The following is a 19,041-nucleotide window of genomic DNA, read 5'->3' on the forward strand; positions in this document are numbered from 1 at the left end:
CAAAAAGCAGATTTCCGTCTTTAGCTGGATATTGCTATTGTGGGTTGTCAAATATTCCACTTTTGCTAAGGCATCAACCCTACACATTTCTTACCCCTCTCCCACCCCCTTAGTAAAAAACCCAACGAATCATCCCCACTTGTACTGCCAATTCTGCAAGTAGGAACTTCCCGATGACTCTGTTAAAATCCAGATCGTGTATTGAGTGAAGATTGGCAACGTGTCAGAAGAACCACAAACACCATCACTGCCACCCACGGGGGCTATCGAAAACCTGTCTCTGACAGCAACGACTGAGAACTGGTTTGAATATCCAGTAAGGGCGCAACCTCACCACACTGATTATGGTGGCATTGTCTGGCATGGTTCCTATATTGCTTGGTTGGAAGAAGCGCGGGTGGAATGCTTGCGCTCAATTGGCATCAACTTTTCCGATCTGGTAGCCTTAGGATGCGATATGCCAGTTGTTGATCTTTCTTTGCGCTACCACCGACCGATTCAGATGGGAATGACGGCTGTGGTCAGGGCGCGGATGGCAGAAATCGAGGGTGTACGAATTAATTGGGATTACAAAATTCAATCTACCGATGGACAAACTCTATTTGCTACGGCGCGAGTTACTTTGGTAGTGGTTGACCGGGACAAGGGTAAGATTATGCGCCAGTTACCACCAGCAATGAAGGAAGCTTTGGCGAGACTTTCGGCTACCTAAATTGAGAAGACAAAATATTTGAAGCTAGATCGGCAAAATTAACAGGAATAGGGTTTAAGAATAATATTAAATAACGCAAATAGCCTGAAAAACAAGCATAAAAACCGAGGCTCAATAAATAATAGCTAGATGTTGCCAAGGGATACGTGCAACGCCTTAGGATGAGCGTTGCTATTGAGTGACACTGATAAAGGTAAGATGTTACTCGACAGCTTTCGTTGTAGGTGTAGTTAGCTTGTGAGATTATTTGTTTACCATACCCCTGAACTCACGCCCCCGGATAGTGTTCCCGACTGCGCGATCGCTATCGATGTGCTCCGTGCCACCACTACCATTGCTACAGCGCTAAACGCTGGTGCCGAGGCTGTCCAAGTCTTCAGCGATATGGAAAAATTGATGCTCTTCAGCGAAGAGTGGCAGCCGGATCTGCGGCTGCGTGCTGGAGAACGAGGTGGCGCTAAGGTAACTGGCTGCGATTTGGGCAACTCTCCGCTTGATTGCACCCCAGAACGGGTACAGGGACGGCGGTTATTTATCAGTACCACGAATGGTACCCGCGCCTTGCAACGAGTGCAAGAATCTCCTGTTGTTCTAGCGGCTGCCTTGATAAATCGTCAAGCAGCAGTGCAGTATCTTCTGGATCGGCAACCAGAGAATGTATGGTTGTTGGGTTCTGGTTGGGAAGGCAGTTTTTCGCTAGAGGATACGGTGTGTGCTGGCGCGATCGCTTCTGCCCTTGCAGACAAAGCAAATGTAGACATGGGAAATGATGAAGTGTTTGGCGCGATCGCTCTTTATCGCCAGTGGCAGGACAATTTACTAGAGTTATTCCACCACGCCAGCCACGGTCAAAGGCTTCTACGTCTGGACTGTCTCGAAGACCTTAAATATTGCGCCCAAACTGATATTTTAGATGTTCTCCCGATCCAGCGAGAAGCTGGGGTATTGGTCAAGAACACCTAAGCAGCACTTTCACGTCTTTAAATTGCAATATCAATTGCTCGTTTTTTTGTCCGTTGTCCGCGAATACTTGTCAAGTTAGAAAGTTGGAAAGTTGAAAAGTTGATTAGAGGTAATCTAATAACTTTCCAACCTTCAAACCTTCAAACGCTAACGGACAACAAGAATTATTTAGCCTCTACTCAAGCGGGCGGCTGGCTCATCCTGCTAGAGGTTTATTTTCTTTTTCTTTAGAAGCAAGGAGGCGTTTGATCTCTTTTAAAATTGCATCTATTCCGGCATCCTTGGCGATAAAAGCATCGGCTTCCGGACAAATTTCTCGTCCCACTTCTAAGTTACTAGCACTTAGAAATCCTGTTACTAAAACTAATAAAGGAGGATTAGGAACAGTTTTTTTTATGTGCATGATTATTTCAGAACCATCCATGCCTTTTTCATATGGGGCAGGAGGAATAGAAAAATCCACGATTACTAAATCATATTGATTTATTTCTTGTAAAAAACTAAATACCCTTCTATAGGTAAAAACTTCAAATTCTTTACTTAACAAGCGCTCGATTATCAAACACCAGGTTTCATCATCATCCAATACACCAATTTTATACATGGATTTTGATACCTCAATAATTAACTGCTTAGTTGAACCAAAACAATCTATTTATTGGCAAAAGTGGGCAATTAATTCTAAAATTACCTCTTAGGAGATAAGTCATATGCCTGAGAGGATTTCCCACAGTTTGAAAGCGAAAACAAGTTGCCTCTATAAAGATGGTAATACCTACAGCTACTCCCTGGCATAATAAAATACAAAATGCCCGCTCATCATCTTCCCAAACGCTCTAGCAGACAGGAGGCAATGCGGTACGCGGCACCTGATTCTCCCATACGGCGAAGACCATTTTCAGCAATTAGTTGCAGTCGGTCGGGGTCGCGTAGTACCTGCTGTACGACATGGGCAACTTTAGCTGGCTGGCCAACTAGAATTAACGATGGCCCTAAAAGACGAGATTGAGCTTCCGCAAAGGCTGGGGTAAATTGTGGGCCATTACCGGGAAGGGCGATCGCAGGTTTCCCCAAACCGACAAACTGTTCTGTAGCTGTACCAGCCATAGCGATCGCTAAATCTCCCTGATGCAAGCAATCGTTATAAGCATCTTGGGTAAGAATTACAGTGCCATTTTCTTTTTTAAATACCACTTCAGATGGATGAACAGTAAACGATGAAGCGTCTAATTTACCGCCTTCATCATTTTGCTCGTGCCAGCCTTGTAATTCCAGACTTTGACACAGAGGTTCTAAATTTAATCCTGGTGATATTGCGCCTAAAAACATCACCGGACGAGGTGAAAACGCTTTCATTAAGCTAAGGCAAGACTGAAGAATTTGCTGCCAATTCGCGTAAGCTTCTGGTGGTCTAGAACCTGGGAGAAGAGTAATAATAAGCGATCGCTTAGTTTCTTGCAGTTCAATATCTGAGGCATAAAATACCGATGGTCGTCTAGAAGGTTCCAAACCGTCCATCATCGGGTTCCCCAAATCCAAAGCAGGGATAGAGAACTTTTGTAAAGTCTCGGTTGTCAGTCCATCTCTGGGAAAAACCGCCTTGCAACGCCGACGACTCATTAGCCAACGCTCCCAAGGCAAGTATACAGAACCCGACCAACCTTCCCAACGCTCGCGCCGCGACCGACGCGGCAATATTCCAGCTTCATCTCGCAAATAGTATTCTGACTTAGCGGTGCCGACAAAAGCGTAAGGAACGCCACTCAACCAGGCAAACAGCAGCGGTACAATATCTCCTACCGCCAAGATTGCTCCGCCGCGTTTGCAATATTGGCGGATCGCTTGGTACTGGGCGAGAGTAAGTTGCAGCAAACCGCCTTTGACATCTCGCGCCAATTGCCGCCCATCCATGTATATAAAGCCACCGGAGGGCATCGTTTGCACCTTGCCAATGATGGGGATATCCAACTGGGCGTAGGCGCGTCCATCGCCCACTAATGGTAAAGCAGCTAATTCTAGAGAATCAGACTGTTGCTGGAGTTGTTGCAAAATCGCACAAGCGATCGCATCCTCTCCATGACCATTACTCAGGCATAATACCCTCATCAAATACCTCCTCCACGGATGTTATATTTTAAACTTTTGATGTTTTTTAGCCCCATCTCTCGATTGCGGGGAGGAAGTTGGGGAGCCAGCGACTGGCGTGGCGGGGTTCTAAAAACCTAGTGCAAGTCCCAAATCCCAAATCAGCACCTTGGAACCTGAGAGCAAAAGCAAGGGTCTTTCTTCAACAAAGCTACTTAAGCGATAAACCATTATCCTGTCTTAGCAGAAAATATTCCTTCTTAGGTATTTTCGGCAATGCCTCTACAAAATTCAATTTTTTAGAATATGCGCGTACCATCCCTTGCCATTTATACCTTAGCTGTCCTAGCTGCCGCAGATTTAGGCTCCCACGCTTTAGCCAGTACCACCTCATCACCAACTCAAACACCAGAAGCAGAAGCCACTAACCTTGTAGTCCCGGTTAATAGTGCCACACCAGTAGCAACAACTTCAACCCAAAAACTGGCAGATGCCAACCCAGTTGTCCCGGTTAATACTGCCACACCACAACTGGCAGATGCCAAGGTAGTTGTCCCGGTTAATAGTGCCACACCAGTAGCAACAACTTCAACCCAAAAACTGGCAGATGCCAAGGTAGTTGTCCCGGTTAATAGTGCCACGCCAGTAGCAACAACTTCAACCCAAAAACTGGCAGATGCCAAGGTAGTTGTCCCGGTTAATAGTGCCACGCCAGTATCAACAACTTCAACTCCAAAACCAGCAGATGGTAACAGAGTGGTTGTCCCAGTTAATAGTGCCACGACACAACCAGTTAGGGCAATTGCGGCACCAGAAACTATAAACACGCCTCAGTTTACACCAACAGCTCAGACTCCAAGAGCTACCCCAACTCGCGCTGTCAATTCCTCAGATCTGGTAGTCACAGCAACTGATGTTCAAGTGGTGGGAGTCACAGGGGAATTGCAGCAAGTTGCCCAAAATGCGATTAGCACCCGTCCCGGCGGAGATACCAGTCAAAGTCAGCTGCAAAAAGATGTTGCAGCAATTTTGGAAACCGGCCTATTTGCCGATGCTAATGTGACTACTTATGCTGAGAAAAATGGATTGAGAGCAGTCTTCCAGGTTTCACCAGTGGTAGTGCGAAGCGTTCAACTTTCTGGGGCGCAAGTCCTCACGCCAACAGTTGCCAACGACATCTTCAAATCCCAGATAGGGACAAACATCAGCCCAGCGGCAATAACCCAAGGTGTCCAACAAATCAAACAATGGTATGAGAAAAATGGTTACACACTAGCGCAGGTAATAGCTGTGCAGCCGGGTCGCAATGGAGTGCTAGCAATTCAAGTTGCCGAGGGTATCGTCGGCGATGTCAAAATTCGCTTTGTAGACAAAGAAGGTAATCCAACTCAAGGACGTACTAAAGAAGATTTCCTGCTGCGCGAGATCAAGCTAAAGTCAGGTCAACCATTCCGCGTGGATGTGGCAAGAGGCGACTTGCAACAACTGTATCAGCTGGGACTATTTGAGAACGCCGATGTTTCTCTCAACGGCGACCCTCGAAAAGTGGATGTCACTTACGAACTAACCGAGGGTAAATCCCGTTCTGTCAACGTTGGCGGCGGCTACAGCGACAATAGCGGTCTTTACGGTACGCTTAGCTACAACGATCGCAATTTGGGCGGCACCAACCAACAACTAGGCGGGAATCTCCAGGTAAGCCCCAGAGATGTACAGTTTGATGGTAAGTTTAGCAGTCCTTATCGCGCCAGCAACCCCGACCGCCTGGGATATTCCGTCGATGCTTTTCGACAGCGGGAGCTTTCCGCAACCTTTAATGAAGATGTGAAGCTGCCAAACGGAGATCAAGTTAGGGAAGGACGGTTCGGCGGCGGCGTGACAGTGACGCGACCAGTGGGTGATTTTCAGGGTTCGGTGGGATTGAACTACACCCGCACCAGCATACGCGATCGCGATGGCAATCTCTCCCCAGTCGATGAATTAGGCAATCGTCTTTCCTACAGTGAAAATGGCATTGATGACAAAGTGGCGCTGACTGCTGGAGTCATTCAAGACCGCCGAGACAACCCCGTTAACCCCTCTAAAGGTTCGGTACTCAGTCTTAGTACGGAACAGTCAATTCCAGTCGGTAACGGCAATATTTTGATGAACCGTCTCCAAGCAAATTACAGCCAGTACGTCCCAGTCAATCTCATCGGCGACAAAAACGCAGAAGTGCTTGCCTTTAACGTACAGGGAGGCACAACAATTGGCAACCTGCCGCCCTACGAAGCATTTAATCTTGGCGGTATCAATTCTGTACGCGGTTACGGCAGTGGTGATGTCGCCAGCGGTCGCAGTTTTGTCTTAGCCTCTGCCGAGTATCGCTTCCCGATTTATCAGCCAGTCGGGGGAGTTTTATTCGCTGACTTTGGCTCAGACTTAGGTTCTGGCGATACAGTCCCAGGAGAACCGGGAACAGTGCGCGATAAGCCAGGGGCTGGCTTTGGCTACGGAGCAGGTCTGCGTCTAAGTTCACCTATTGGCTTGATTCGGGCTGACTTCGGCATCAATAACCAAGGCGACAGTAGGCTGCAATTTGGTATCGGTCAACGATTCTAATTTAATTCAAGAGTTTTCTCGTTACCCAGCTTACGCCTGCGAACGCATTCCGTGAGGGCGTAAACTGGGTAACGAGCATTACCTTTAGAATTAATTAGTCCTTCATCCTTTGCGATCGCATGGATACGTTAGTAGGCAAAACTTTGCAGGGTGGCAAATACACTCTCTTAGAAGAACTGGGACGGGGTGGGTTTGGTGTCACGTTTAAAGCTACCCATCACTACTTGGGTCAGTTTGTGGTGATTAAAACCCTCAACGATTCTCTGCGTCAACATCCTGACTTTGCCCGGTTCCAGCGCCAGTTTCAGGATGAAGCAAGGCGCTTGGCGTTGTGCGTCCATCCGAATATTGTTCGGGTGAATGATTTCTTCATGGATGGTGGGTTGCCTTACTTGGTGATGGACTACATCGCTGGTCAAACTCTGCAAGCTGTGGTGTTTCCAGACAATCCTCTACCAGAGACAACTGCTATCCACTTTATGCGGCAGATTGCAGCAGCTGTTAAGGTGGTGCATCAAAATAATCTGCTGCATCGGGATATCAAGCCGCAAAATATCATTCTGCGTGGGGGAACTCAAGAGGTAGTGCTGATTGATTTTGGCATTGCGCGAGAGTTTACGCCCGACTTGACTCAGGCTCATACAAATATTGTTTCTGAAGGCTATGCTCCAATTGAGCAATACTTACCGCAAGCAAAGCGAAGTCCAGCCACAGATGTTTATGGGTTAGCGGCGACGCTTTACGCTTTGTTGACGGCACGAGTCCCAACCCCAGCAACAATCCGAAACAGACAACCGATGCCAGCACCCCGCGATTTGCGATCGCATCTGAGTCCGGCTGTCAATCAGGCGGTGATGCGCGGGATGGCTGTTGATGTTCAATACCGACCTGGAAGTGTGGATGAGTGGCTGTCTCTATTGCCATCTCAATTTGAGAGTCCCAGCAGTACGCCAATTACGGCGATGCCAACAAACACAGCGCCTACAGTTGCTTTTGTGCCTCAGCAACTTGCACCAGAGGCAAAGAAAAATCAACCCCTCCCTAATCCTCCCCGCAACCGGGAGGGAATTAAATTTTCCTCATTACTGAAATGGCGCAGTTTTTTGATTGCTTCAGGAATTGCGATCGCTTCGGGAATTGCGATCGCTTTTAGTTCTAACTGGTTCGCGCCTCCACAAACCAAATCGCCAAACGTTGAACAACCATCAATTGAAGAACCATCAACTCAGGATGCTAGCAGCACTGCTGAACCTGTAGAAAAAGTTAATACCACTGCTACTCAACAGCAACCAGTCCAAAATCAAAGATCGTCCCGCAGAAAAAGATCCCAGCAACAGCGCGATCGCTCTGGCGTACAAACGCCGCCACCTGAAGCTGTTACAATCCCCGCCACGGTTAATCCTGTGCCGAATACTACATCCACTGCTGGTAGTGACTCGAATCAGGAAGCAGCTTCAAAACAGGATGATAACAACTCGCGGATTGAGAAACTAAAAGAAGACATCCTCAAGCAAAGAGAGCAGTATCGCCAACAGCAGGATGGCACGGCAAACTCTCCTAAAGTTCCTGATGTTAACGTGGAAGTTGTTCCTCCTCCCGCACCTGTGCCGCCGCCATTTTCTCGTAGCGATCGCAAGCCCTCGGATTCTGCACCCGCTTCCTCATCTGGGGATAATACTACACAACCACCTTCAATCACTGTCCCGGTTATCAAACCAGAACCTCCACCCGCACCCGTAGCCGACAAGAAGCAAAAATTTGAGCGAGAAAAGCCAGAGAAGCCAGAGAAGCCAGAGAAGTCAGAGAAGCCAGAGAAGGATAAGGATAAAGAGTAGGCGATCGCATTGTCACCGAATCTATGTAGTTCGGATATTACACCCTAAAAATTTATCTGGAAACCTCCCGAAACTCTCCCCACCCCTTCAACAAATATATATAATGGGAGTAAGACATGGGGCCTTAATGGTTTCGACAGGTTGGCGAACGCTGCCCCGTGATTCAGGTCGAGAGTGAGTCTTCTCTCGGAAATACCGGGCTCAAAAAAAAAGTAAATGCGAACAACATCGTTCCTATTGCTCGTCGTCAGGCAGTTGCTATTGCCTAATTTCCTCTAACGAGGCATCGAGCGTCTGTAGTCCGACTCCGTTAAAGACCGCAGACACCAACCCCAACGGATGCTCTAGTAAGGCTTCACTGGTAGACTTGCTAGCTAAGATAAACCAGTGCATCCTGTCATCCGGGATAATGGATGGTTCCCGCCTTGAGGGTCAGATAGGCTAAACCTGTGAATGAGCGGTAGGTTAATATCCAATTTGGACACGGGTTCGATCCCCGTAGGCTCCACTTAAATTAAAACTTTAAAAATCACCTTATCAACCATAAGGTGATTTTTATTTTGGCTGAGTTTTACAAGGAAAAAAATGCTCCCTCAACATATGTTGAGGGAGCATGGTCTTTACTGATGGGTGTGAGAAGCTTTTAGTTCACCTATGCTTCTAAACAAAAGTCTAACGAGCGAATGTGACGTGAATGTGACATTCAGATAGCGATACTGTGACTATTTTTATGCGCTTTAAGTGAGATGCGAAAAGATGTAAAATCGCGGGTTGGCAAAAAACCGGGTTCTTAAATAAAACAAATTTATAGTTGTTGGAACTATTTTAAAAATATTAAGTCAAAAACGGCGTGAAGCTTTCTTTAAAAGCGATCGCTTCTAGCGAATCCCATCCTTATTAAAAAAATACTGCTAAATTAGGCGCTGGCAATTCGGTATTATTAGTAAGGATTTTTACCTCTTAACTTGGCCTTTCTCTATGCAAAAAACCAAGTTGATCCATCAAGTCATCGTTGGTTCAATGTTTTCTTTTGCCCTAGCGACTCTGGGAACCCAGATGGTACAGGCACGGCGGATTATTTCCCTACCGGAAACTAGATGTGTAAGTAGCGGCCCTGGCCGCTGGCGACCGGATAAGTCTGAGGTGGCTATAGGCAGAGCAGTCTATAAAAATGTTTTGCACATGGGGCCTGGTAATACCTATGTGGCAATGACCTGTAAAATCATGCCGGATGGCTATGAAACTTACTTTCAGACACTAAATCTGGAGTATGGAATGCAGGACAATGACAGAGGTAGCCCTGGTAACACGATCAATATTTACTTAGATGGACAGCGGAAAGATTCTCGTACTGTTACGCCCGGACAGAAAGAGTCTGTGTCACTTGATGTTACCAATGTCAAGAATGTGGCGATAGAAACCATCTGTTCTGACCAACCGAACAGAGGGCAATATTGCGGCCGAGTTTATTTCTTTAAAGCTGCCCTGGTGCCTTATCCGCCGCCTCCAGAACCGAAAAAATAGCAAAAGTGCGCTCACCCTAAAGGGTGGCGCAACGCAAACTAAGCCTGCCTCCGCAGGCTTTATATTATAAAGTCCGCGCACTAGGGACTTTAGTCGTGGGGCATCACAAAGATGGTTCAGTTGCTGGGCTTTGTGTAGGGCTAGGACTCTCGGTAGGACTGGGACTTTCAGTGGGAATTGGGGTGGGACTGGGACTCTCGGTGGGGCTGGGACTTTCGGTGGGGGGCGGTTGTTCGTTCAGCTTTTGTTTGGCTGCGGCAACTACTTCCTGTAACTTGTCTTGCCAGTAGCGAATTTGGGGGAAATTAGGGTCTTGGGCGATCGCGATCGCATCTTCCCATCTACCCTCATTAAACGCTTTTTGCACCTCATTAAATTTAGCTTGGGCAGTTGCCCAATTATTCGGCCACTCTTGCAGCACCTCCTTAACTTGCGAGTAAGCAGCACTGCTGGCGGGAATGGATCTTACCAATGCGATCGCGCCCGGCAAATCCCCTGACTGGAATTTTTCCGTTGCTTGCGCTATGATATCTCGTCCTTTATCCACAGGTGGCGGCGTTTCTGGAGGTTTTGTCGGAGTTGGCTTGGGAGTAGGTGTTGAACCTGCCGAGGCAGTAGAAGCACAGTTTATATATTCACTAAACACCCACCCTTTTATCGGCGAACTAATCTCCACCCAGCCATTCTGCTTGCTGCCAGTCACAGATAAACTCGTACCTTGTCGAACACTGTCTAGAATCCTACCCTTAGGGTTAGTGCGGACATTTAATGCTGGAATTGTAACTTTGCAAGTTTCTTGTGATTTCTCTACCCCGCGATTATCAGAATTATTGGCAGTTTCACCCCCGCCCTGTCTTGATTGTTGAGAATAAGCCAAAAACATACCTCCCAACACCAAAGCCATCACCCCAGCCCCGATAATCAGGGGAAACTTATTAGAAGAGGGAGCAACCGCCGGACGACTTGACTGTTGACTAATCGGTGGTGGCGATGGTTGAGGTCGTTGGGGCGGAACAGCCGCAACCGTGTACTGTTCAGACAACGACGGTGGGGGTTGTGAGATAGGTGCCTGCGGCGTTATCCTCACTGGTAATTGCTGTCCGCTTAGAAGATACTGCAAGTCTTGTAGCGCTTCCGTTGCCGACTCGTAGCGGTCTTTGAAGTGGTAGCGGGTCATCTTAGTGAGGACAGTCGCCAACCCTGGACTGACTGATACCAAATGCAGCCAGATAATTTCGCCCGTTTGGGGATCTTCGTGCAATTGCAGGGGCATTAACCCAGTCAACGCCTGGATAGCAATGATGCCCAGCGCATAAATATCGCTGTTAAAGCGGGGTCTACCTTGCGCCTGTTCGGTGGGCATATAGCCGGGAGTGCCAATGGCAACAGTAGCGCTTGCTTGTGCTGGATTTAATGCCTGAGTCCGGAGTTGCTTAACTGCCCCAAAGTCAACCAAGACTAACTTATTATCTGACGAGCGGCGGATTATGTTGTCTGGCTTGATGTCGCGATGAATTACACCGTAGTTGTGGACAAATGCCAGAATACTCAAGAGTTCTTGCAGCATCTGAATTACTTGACTTTCTTGCCAGCAATAACCCGGAGAAAGTTCCGCACTCAAGGGATGTCCATCAATGAACTCTTGCACCAAGTAAAATTCTTGGTTTTCTTCAAAGTAAGCTAACAGCCTGGGAATTTGGTCGTGATTTCCCAGTTGTTCGAGAGTTTCGGCTTCGCTGGTAAATAATCGTCTAGCCGTTTCTAAGAAGTAGGCGTCGCTACTAGCGGGTTTGAGGTGCTTGACAACGCAAGTTGGCGCACCGGGACGACGAGTGTCTTTAGCAATATATGTTTTTCCGAATCCCCCGGCACCCAAGGCTTGGACAACTTGGTAACGCCCGTCTAGTAACTTGCCCAACATGGTTTTTTGCTCAATTATTCTTAAGCATTAGAATCTGTTTAATGCCTTTTTTAGCTTGACATACGCCTGGTTTGTTTGTGTAGAGGCAACTATAGCTCTCTTGTTTCCTTCCCAGCCAGGGCCTGGGAACGAGGGAAGCGATCGCTCATCGGCAAATATCGATAAAGTGTATCCCGTTGTTGATACGGACGACCCAAGCCGCTGATAGTTTCCTGCAAGGTTTCTACGGACATACAAGTACCGCCTTGTGCGCCTGCCATACTGGTGATATGCTCCTCCATTAACGTGCCGCCGATGTCGTTACAGCCCCATCTGAGAGCTTCTTTGGCACCCGCAAGACCAAGCTTAACCCAACTGGGTTGATGATTAGAAATCCAATTTCCTAAGAAAATTCGCGCTACAGCGGTGAGTAGCAGTGCATCTTCTAAAATTGGTTGGTCGCGTCCTACACGACGGCGCAAAGGTTTGGGGGCTTCTTGACCGACGAAGGGCAGCAGAATAAACTCTGTGATCCGGGCGGGATATCCTTTTTCTAAGGCGGTTTGTTGGAGACTTCGCAACTTTTCTAAATGGTCTATTTGCTGTTCTGGTGTCTCTATGTGACCGGAAAGCATGGTGCTAGTGGTTGGCATTCCCAACTTGTGCGCCGTTCCCACAATTTCCAGCCAAGTTGCCGTATCCAGCTTTTCCGGACAAAGGACGCGCCGCACCTCATCATCCAAAACTTCCGCCGCCGTTCCAGGCATCGAGTCAACGCCAGCATCCAAGAACGCCGCAATTACATCAGCATAACTAAGCTTATCTTCCCTAGCAATAAATTGCACTTCTTGAGGCGAAAAGGCGTGCATATGTAGTTGAGGAAATTCCTCTTTAATTGTCTTTACCACTCGCAGATAATAAGGCAAAGACGCACCGTTGAGTTTTGCCTGAAGATTGAGTCCCCCCTGCATACAAATTTCCGTCGCATTCCGCCGGACTGCATCTGTGGCTTTTTCCAGAATTTGAGCGCTATCTAACCAAAATGCGCCGTCTTCCCCATCATCGCGGCGAAAGGCGCAGAAACTACAGTGCTGTTCGCAGATATTGGTAAAGTTAATATTGCGATTGACAACGTAGGTAACGATATCGCCAGCTTGGTTTAGTCGCAGTTGGTCAGATGTTTCTTGAATCGCCGTCTTAATCGCTGGGTCAGTTTGCTTTAATAGTACAACCCCCTCTTCTTTCGACAAATCACAACCCGCGAAAGCCCGGTTAAGAATAGCATCAACAGTTTTAGTAGTCACAGCAATTCCGATAAAAGTAGGAACACCTTTTAATTTTGGCAGGAAATCTTATTAACGTGAAGCTCCCGCCTTACTAATAGCATTCCCAGGCTCAGCCTGGGAACAAGAAATAAACTGCTATCTCCCACCACGTCCGCTATTTGCGGAACCTGCTGATTTCATTGATAGGCTAATTCGCTTCAATTTCTCATTGACTTCTAGCACTCGCACTTTCACAACTTGTCCAACTTTGACAATTTTCTTAGGATCGTCAACAAATCGATCTGCTAATTGCGAAATATGCACTAAACCGTCTTGATGAACGCCAATATCAACAAATGCACCGAAATTAGCTACATTCGTCACAATTCCTTCTAATTCCATGCCTACAGTGAGATCCTTAATTTCTTTGACACCTTCTTTGAAAGTTGCATACTTAAATTGTTCTCTAGGATCTCTTCCGGGCTTTTCCAATTCGCTAATAATATCGCGTAAGGTTGGTTCGCCTACTGTTTCTGTGACGTATTTTTTCAGGTTCATCGACTTAAGCTTTGCTGCAATCTGCGTTATCTGATCTAAAGGAGTATTTAAATCTTTAGCGATCGCTTCCACCACTTTATAACTTTCCGGATGCACTGCTGTATTGTCTAACGGGTTGTCGCCAGCACGAATTCGCAAAAACCCAGCCGCTTGTTCAAATGCTTTTGGCCCCAATTTTGGCACTTTCAAAAGTTGTCGCCGATTTTTAAATGCACCATTTTCGTTGCGATAGTTGACGATATTTTTCGCCACTACTGGTGTCATCCCAGAAACAAAAGTTAGAAGTTCCTTCGAGGCAGTATTCAAATCTACGCCGACGTAGTTAACGCAACTTTCCACTGTTTCATCTAACTTTTTCTTGAGCAAGTTTTGGTCTACATCGTGCTGATACTGTCCTACACCAATCGATTTAGGATCGATTTTAACAAGTTCAGCTAAAGGGTCTTGCAAGCGGCGACCGATACTGATGGCACCGCGCACGGTAAGATCAAGTTCGGGAAACTCTGCGATCGCTACCTCAGAAGCCGAGTAAATCGACGCTCCCGACTCATTCACCATCACTTTAACTGGTTTGCGATCCATTGTTTTGAGAACTTCCGAAACAAACTCGTCTGTCTCCCTTCCAGCTGTACCATTGCCAATAGCTATCAACTGAATATTGTGCTTTTCAATCATTCTTTTGATAGCTTGTGCAGCTTGAGTGCGCTGTGCGGCAGCTTGGTGTGGGAAAATAGTTTGATACTCCAAAAATTTTCCCGTTTCCGAAAGTACAGAAACTTTACAGCCAGTCCGAAAACCTGGATCTATGGCTAATGTCGGTTTCATTCCTGCTGGAGGAGATAGCAGCAGCTCGCGCAGATTGCTTTCAAAGGTTGTGATAGATTCAACATCAGCGTAAGTTTTAATTTCCGAACGCACTTCGCTAATTAAGGAAGTTTTCATCAAGCGATTGAACGCATCTTTGAGCATGGCTCGGTAAAAGTCTCGAATTGCAGGAATTTTCGTTTTAATTTCCTGCGATTCCAGATAGGACATCACAACTGTTTCGTCGAAGGAAAGTTCTAAATTTAACACTCCTTCAGTTTCCCCGCGCAGCAGTGCCAGCATATTATGTGGCGCGATATTTGTCACCCGAATTTGATAGTTTCGGTACATCTCAAATTTGGTCGAACCTTCGGGATGTTCATCTTTGATGCGCGAGACAAAAATGCCTTCCTCCAGCAAATATTCTCGTAGATGCGATCGCAAGTTTGCCCGTTCTGACACTTCTTCTGCCAAAATGTCAGCAGCACCCTTAAGAGCATCTTCAGGAGTTTTTACCCCTTTTTCTTCAGAAACATACTCTGCCGCCGCTTCCACCAAGGACACAGGCTTTGCATTGGGAAGGTTCAACGACTTGATAAGCTCGGCAAATGGCTCTAAACCCTTTTCTCTAGCAATTGTGGCGCGTGTTCGTCGCTTCGCTCGGTAAGGTAGGTAAAGGTCTTCAAGTTCGGTTTTTTGCAAACAAGATTCGATTTGAGCTTTCAGCTCATCGGTAAGTTTACCTTGGGATGCGATCGCTTCCAAAATTGCCGCTTTCCGTTCCTCCAGTTCAGTCAAATAAGCATATCTATCAAATAAATCGCGCAGTTGAACTTCATTCATCTCGCCAGTGCGCTCTTTACGGTAACGTGCAATAAAAGGAATTGTTGACCCCTCACCCAAGAGTTCCAGAGCGTTTTGCACCTGAGAAGGCTTGAGGGAAAGTTCTTGAGCCAGTAGTTGAGGAATATTCAGCATTGGGGTGTCAGCGGTTACGAATCAAACACTTCTGTAGCGATCATTCTACGGTAACAACTGATTTACCAGTCCTAATCCGGATAGCAGTTGTACCGTTAGCAACAATAGCACTAAACCATTGAGAGTTAAATGCACAGAACTAGCCCAAGAAGTGCGGCGAAAGCGCAATATTACCGTTGCGCTAGTAATTACTAAAATAACAACTGCCAATCCAACCAAATTGTGAGGGGAACCAGTAAGCAAGTCATCAAGTGTGAATTCCGCAGTCGTCACCCAACCCAAAAGCCACACACCTATACTGATCGCCAAAAACCCAATCCCTACTTTTTTGTGAATTTTTTGGAGATTGAACGTTTCCATCACATCTAAACCGCTTTTACCCAGCCGTGCATTGCGGTAACGCCAACCATAAGTTGCAGCAGTAGCCGCTAGCGCGATCGCAGCCACTCCGCTTACAGGATGCACCAAGGAAAGCCAATTGAAAGTCACTATATTTGATACAAACGTTTACACTTCCAATTCCACTATAAGCCCTGGTTACGGAAGCCATTCTCTTGGCTTTAGTCTGCTGAAGGAGTAAATAACACTGTGAGAATTGTTCAACAGGTATCGCTAATTAGTCATGGTAGCTTTGAGGAGTCTCAAGAGTGGACGGTTATTGAAAATGAGATCCGTAGTGCTATTGATTTGATCGTTTGGCCTCCTGGCGCATCCAACTTCACGATAAATCCAACACGGCATGGTAACGGCGTAAAACCTATTAAAGACGCTTTTATAGCTGCTCTTAAGGGCGATTTTGGATAGCAACTTGGAACCCAGATAACATATGCCACCAGATCGCCAGGAAGAGTAGATGCGACGAAAACCTTAGATAACCATCTGTTTGCCCTTGAATGGGAAACTGGAAACATTTCATCGAGCCATCGTGCAGTTAACAAAATGGTTCTTGGACTCTTAAGAGGTGTTTTTTTGGGTTCAGCCTTAGTGCTTCCCAGTCGAAAACTTTACCCTTACCTCACAGATCGCATTGGTAATTACGAAGAACTAGAACCTTACTTTGATGTTTGGCGTGCAGTTCAGATACAAGAAGGTTTCCTTGCAGTGTTTGTAGTTGAACATGATGCGGTAGATAGCAGCGTACCAAGAATTACAAAAGGAACAGATGGGCGTGCTTTAATCTAAAAAATTTTGTTTATTGAAATGGCTGCGTAGCACAGGTATCCGGCTTGCAATCCGTACAGGAAAATAATTCTAATTGTGTTGACTCTTTTGGTTTAGTTTGAACTTTTTTCTTTCCTCTTGCTGATTCCCAGTCTTCCACCTGTCCTTTTGCCAGCTTAGTTAGTCGCTTCACTGCTGGCTCTGTGTCACCAATTTCTGTACCTAGCCAATATCGCTGTAGCTTCTGTGCTGCGTAGAATGTGGTGCCAGATCCTCCAAATGGATCGAGCGCAACTTGACCTGGATTTGATCCCATAGCAATAATACGTTCAAGCATAATGGGAGCTAATTCGTTAGCTCCCCTTTTCTTGTGCTGTCGATGTCGTACTGGCGGAATATCAGTCCACATCTCGTCAGATAGCGTCCACAAAATTTCATTGGTATCGCTAGAAGCAGTATCTTCCCAGACATCTTCAGGCGCATCCCAAACATCCATTAAATTGATACCTTTAGGATTTAATTTTTTGCGGTGTCCACCGTAATCTCGGATTTCTCCACCACAATGTCGGCAAACTTGAATTGGTGTATAAACCTTATTGAAAACTGCTGGTTCTCCTTTTGTATAGTAAAGCAATCCATAGTGAGCTGGAGACATTCTTTGACCGCGAGGAAAAGCTTTAGGCATCCTGCAAGCGATCCAGTGACGAAAATTCATTTCCTGTTGATTAAGATATGCACCGTATTCAATGCACCATTTCGGTAAGTTGAAAATGAATAGACTTCCTCCTGGCTTAAGCACTCGAATGCACTCACTAATCCACTGCCTAGACCATGCAAGGTACTCATCAGATTTCCTTTGATCGTTAACGCCCTTGTCATAATTTTTCCCAAGGTTGAAAGGTGGATCGGCAAATACAATATCTACACTAGAATCAGGAATAACGCGCAAGAAGTTGAGACAATCTCCCTGATAGAGAATGCCATAGTCACTTTGATAAACCTCGCGCAATCCTTGATTGGTGGCATTTAAAGGTGATATGAGGAGAAAAGGTTGCATCAAGATATTTTCTGATATGCTGTTATTGAAATAAATGTTATTAACTATATTTGCATATGTCAATATAGTTAAATATAAAAGCTGTAGTACAAGGATAAATTATTTAAGATGTGAAGATGCGATCGCTTCCCTTCTTATAACTTCTAATCCCCCGAAAAACCTATTTCATCAAACTCACCTTGGATCATATCCGTCCGCAAACTCCTGTCTCGTTGAGACGGAAAGTAGCAAATCTAGCCTGCGGATGTTTTTCAAGCGCCTTGTTTAAGGCAGTCATGCTGTCTTGTGCTACGAAATAATCCTCGGTGTTTGGTTCAATGACAATGAACCAGTTGTAGTGATTTTCGATTAAGTGATTTTCGATTAATTCAGGTTGGAGCCGTTCAAAAATTACACGACCTTTCTGGTGAAATACTTTCCTTTCTGATTCTTGCCTAGCTTGTTCTTCTGGAGATATGGTGAGTTCTGGGAATATTCTGCCGCGTCGTGCTTGGCGCTTCGATTGTTGTTGTGTCATATTTATAAACTTACATATGTTTAAAGTGAATTTATCATGACAATAGGAAAACTTATCTTTTATTGAAAAATAGACCTGTCCGAAATATAATCTGCGCCCAAAAAAAATGGTAGAACAGTCTTTTACACCGTCTACCAAAATGAAAAATCCTTTTCATTATATCCAGCAGTACCCAAAACGTACCAAGCAACTGCTGGGCATTAGTCACGAGCAATTTCGACAGCTTTTGGTACAAGCCGAGGCTCGTCATAGCCAGCAGCAAGTTGCGAAGGAAAAAAACCAGGTACGACTCAATGCCAAAGGCGGAGGATGTAAACCTAAACTTTCCCTTGTCGAGGAGGTCTGTTTATGCCTGTTTTACTTAAGACAGTTGCCTACCTTTGAAGTATTAGGACTCCAGTTTGGTATATCGAAAACTGAGGCGAACGATACATTTCATTACTGGCTAAAACTGTTGCGAGAACTCCTGCCAGCCAGCCTTCTCGAGCAAGTGGAGCATTATAGGAGTGACTATGCCCTAGTCGTGGAACTGTTGAGCCAGTTCCGCTTAACTGTAGACAGCACGGAGCAGCCCAGGGAAAGACCAGGGGACAATCAGGCACAACGAGAATGTTTCTCGGGCAAGAAGAAGCAGCACACCTTCAAAAACCAACTAATTACGTTACCAGAAGGCAAAGATATTGTGGATGTGGTTGCGGGAGCCAACGGACCCACGAGTGATATAAATTTATTCCGTCAACAGCAGCAAAAATTTGACCCAGAGCAACCCTTTGAAGGAGATAAAGCCTTTGTGGGAGGCAAGAATATAACAACGCCTCACAAGAAGCCGAAAAAGCGAGAGCTAACTGAGCAACAAAAGGCAGAAAACAAGGTGTTATCTAGCCAGCGCATCTTTGTTGAGCATATCATCCGATTGCTAAAAATCTTCCGCATTGCACGAGAGCGATTTCGCTTACATCCTGACACTTATGAGCAAGTGATTTTAACCGTTTGTGGACTGGTGAGGCTGCGAATCGGTACAGTCGTTTTGCCAGTTCCAGAACAGTTGTCAACAGGAGGGATGATATGAATTAGTATTGCC

At 46.1% G+C, this 19,041-nt stretch carries 14 protein-coding genes, 1 other RNA gene and 1 pseudogene; 8 read left to right on the forward strand and 8 right to left on the reverse strand.

The genetic code is table 11. The annotated features are described in order from the left end of the window. Positions 1-220: 220 nt before the first annotated feature. Together H6F66_RS13655 and H6F66_RS13660 are read left to right on the forward strand one after the other, a co-directional pair. Positions 221-712: a YbgC/FadM family acyl-CoA thioesterase gene (locus H6F66_RS13655; protein ID WP_190422082.1), complete on the forward strand. Its 492-nt coding sequence runs from the start codon at positions 221-223 to the stop codon at positions 710-712. A 237-nt stretch (positions 713-949) separates the two neighbouring features. Continuing rightward, a complete protein-coding gene (locus H6F66_RS13660; protein ID WP_190422085.1) occupies positions 950-1,675 on the forward strand; it encodes a 2-phosphosulfolactate phosphatase family protein in 726 nt (241 codons plus the stop codon). Between the two features lie 196 nt (positions 1,676-1,871). Here H6F66_RS13660 and H6F66_RS13665 read toward each other — a convergent pair whose 3' ends face one another. Then, the gene (locus H6F66_RS13665; protein WP_190422087.1) at positions 1,872-2,279 is read right to left on the reverse strand and encodes a hypothetical protein; all 408 of its coding nucleotides are present in this window, start codon (positions 2,277-2,279) and stop codon (positions 1,872-1,874) included. Between the two features lie 215 nt (positions 2,280-2,494). Beyond that, positions 2,495-3,781 carry a lipid-A-disaccharide synthase-related protein gene (locus H6F66_RS13670; protein ID WP_190422089.1) on the reverse strand — a complete coding sequence of 429 codons (1,287 nt, stop codon included), beginning with the start codon at positions 3,779-3,781 and terminating at the stop codon, positions 2,495-2,497. Between the two features lie 285 nt (positions 3,782-4,066). Between H6F66_RS13670 and H6F66_RS13675 the strand changes: the two genes are divergently transcribed. The 4 genes from H6F66_RS13675 (at position 4,067) to H6F66_RS13690 (ending at position 9,720) form a co-directional block, all read left to right on the forward strand. Continuing rightward, complete coding sequence (locus H6F66_RS13675; RefSeq protein ID WP_190422091.1) at positions 4,067-6,361, forward strand: BamA/TamA family outer membrane protein; 2,295 nt, start codon at positions 4,067-4,069, stop codon at positions 6,359-6,361. 119 nt (positions 6,362-6,480) lie between these two features. After that, on the forward strand, positions 6,481-8,196 hold the full coding sequence (locus H6F66_RS13680) for a serine/threonine-protein kinase (RefSeq protein ID WP_190422093.1): 1,716 nt from the start codon (positions 6,481-6,483) through the stop codon (positions 8,194-8,196). Between the two features lie 118 nt (positions 8,197-8,314). Continuing rightward, positions 8,315-8,707: a transfer-messenger RNA gene (ssrA, locus tag H6F66_RS13685) on the forward strand. 467 nt (positions 8,708-9,174) lie between these two features. Then, entirely contained in the window at positions 9,175-9,720 is a 546-nt protein-coding gene (locus H6F66_RS13690) for a hypothetical protein (protein ID WP_190422095.1), read from the forward strand. Between the two features lie 103 nt (positions 9,721-9,823). Here the strand turns inward: H6F66_RS13690 and H6F66_RS13695 are convergent, their stop codons facing one another. From H6F66_RS13695 to H6F66_RS13710, 4 genes are all read right to left on the reverse strand, one after another. Next, a complete protein-coding gene (locus H6F66_RS13695; protein WP_190422096.1) occupies positions 9,824-11,641 on the reverse strand; it encodes a serine/threonine protein kinase in 1,818 nt (605 codons plus the stop codon). Positions 11,642-11,730: 89 nt separating this feature from the next. Next, positions 11,731-12,924 (reverse strand): 7,8-didemethyl-8-hydroxy-5-deazariboflavin synthase subunit CofH, encoded by a 1,194-nt coding sequence (gene cofH / locus H6F66_RS13700; RefSeq protein WP_190422098.1) that lies wholly within the window; start codon positions 12,922-12,924, stop codon positions 11,731-11,733. Positions 12,925-13,041: 117 nt separating this feature from the next. Further along, the gene (locus H6F66_RS13705; protein WP_190422100.1) at positions 13,042-15,225 is read right to left on the reverse strand and encodes a Tex family protein; all 2,184 of its coding nucleotides are present in this window, start codon (positions 15,223-15,225) and stop codon (positions 13,042-13,044) included. 45 nt (positions 15,226-15,270) lie between these two features. Further along, complete coding sequence (locus tag H6F66_RS13710; RefSeq protein ID WP_190422102.1) at positions 15,271-15,714, reverse strand: DUF4079 family protein; 444 nt, start codon at positions 15,712-15,714, stop codon at positions 15,271-15,273. A 99-nt stretch (positions 15,715-15,813) separates the two neighbouring features. On the opposite strand from H6F66_RS13710, the pseudogene H6F66_RS27685 reads away from it, so the two are divergent. Further along, a pseudogene (locus H6F66_RS27685) lies at positions 15,814-16,407 on the forward strand (restriction endonuclease). Between the two features lie 10 nt (positions 16,408-16,417). Here the strand turns inward: H6F66_RS27685 and H6F66_RS13720 are convergent. Both H6F66_RS13720 and H6F66_RS13725 read right to left on the reverse strand, forming a co-directional pair. After that, complete coding sequence (locus H6F66_RS13720; RefSeq protein WP_190422104.1) at positions 16,418-17,443, reverse strand: site-specific DNA-methyltransferase; 1,026 nt, start codon at positions 17,441-17,443, stop codon at positions 16,418-16,420. Between the two features lie 184 nt (positions 17,444-17,627). Further along, on the reverse strand, positions 17,628-17,960 hold the full coding sequence (locus H6F66_RS13725) for a hypothetical protein (protein WP_190422106.1): 333 nt from the start codon (positions 17,958-17,960) through the stop codon (positions 17,628-17,630). A 106-nt stretch (positions 17,961-18,066) separates the two neighbouring features. Between H6F66_RS13725 and H6F66_RS13730 the strand changes: the two genes are divergently transcribed. Further along, positions 18,067-19,029, forward strand: coding sequence for a transposase family protein (locus H6F66_RS13730; RefSeq protein WP_199295468.1), 963 nt, complete (start codon positions 18,067-18,069; stop codon positions 19,027-19,029). Positions 19,030-19,041 lie beyond the last annotated feature (12 nt).

This window comes from Trichocoleus sp. FACHB-6 (assembly GCF_014695815.1).
Classification (GTDB): Bacteria; Cyanobacteriota; Cyanobacteriia; order Cyanobacteriales; family FACHB-T130; genus Funiculus; species Funiculus sociatus.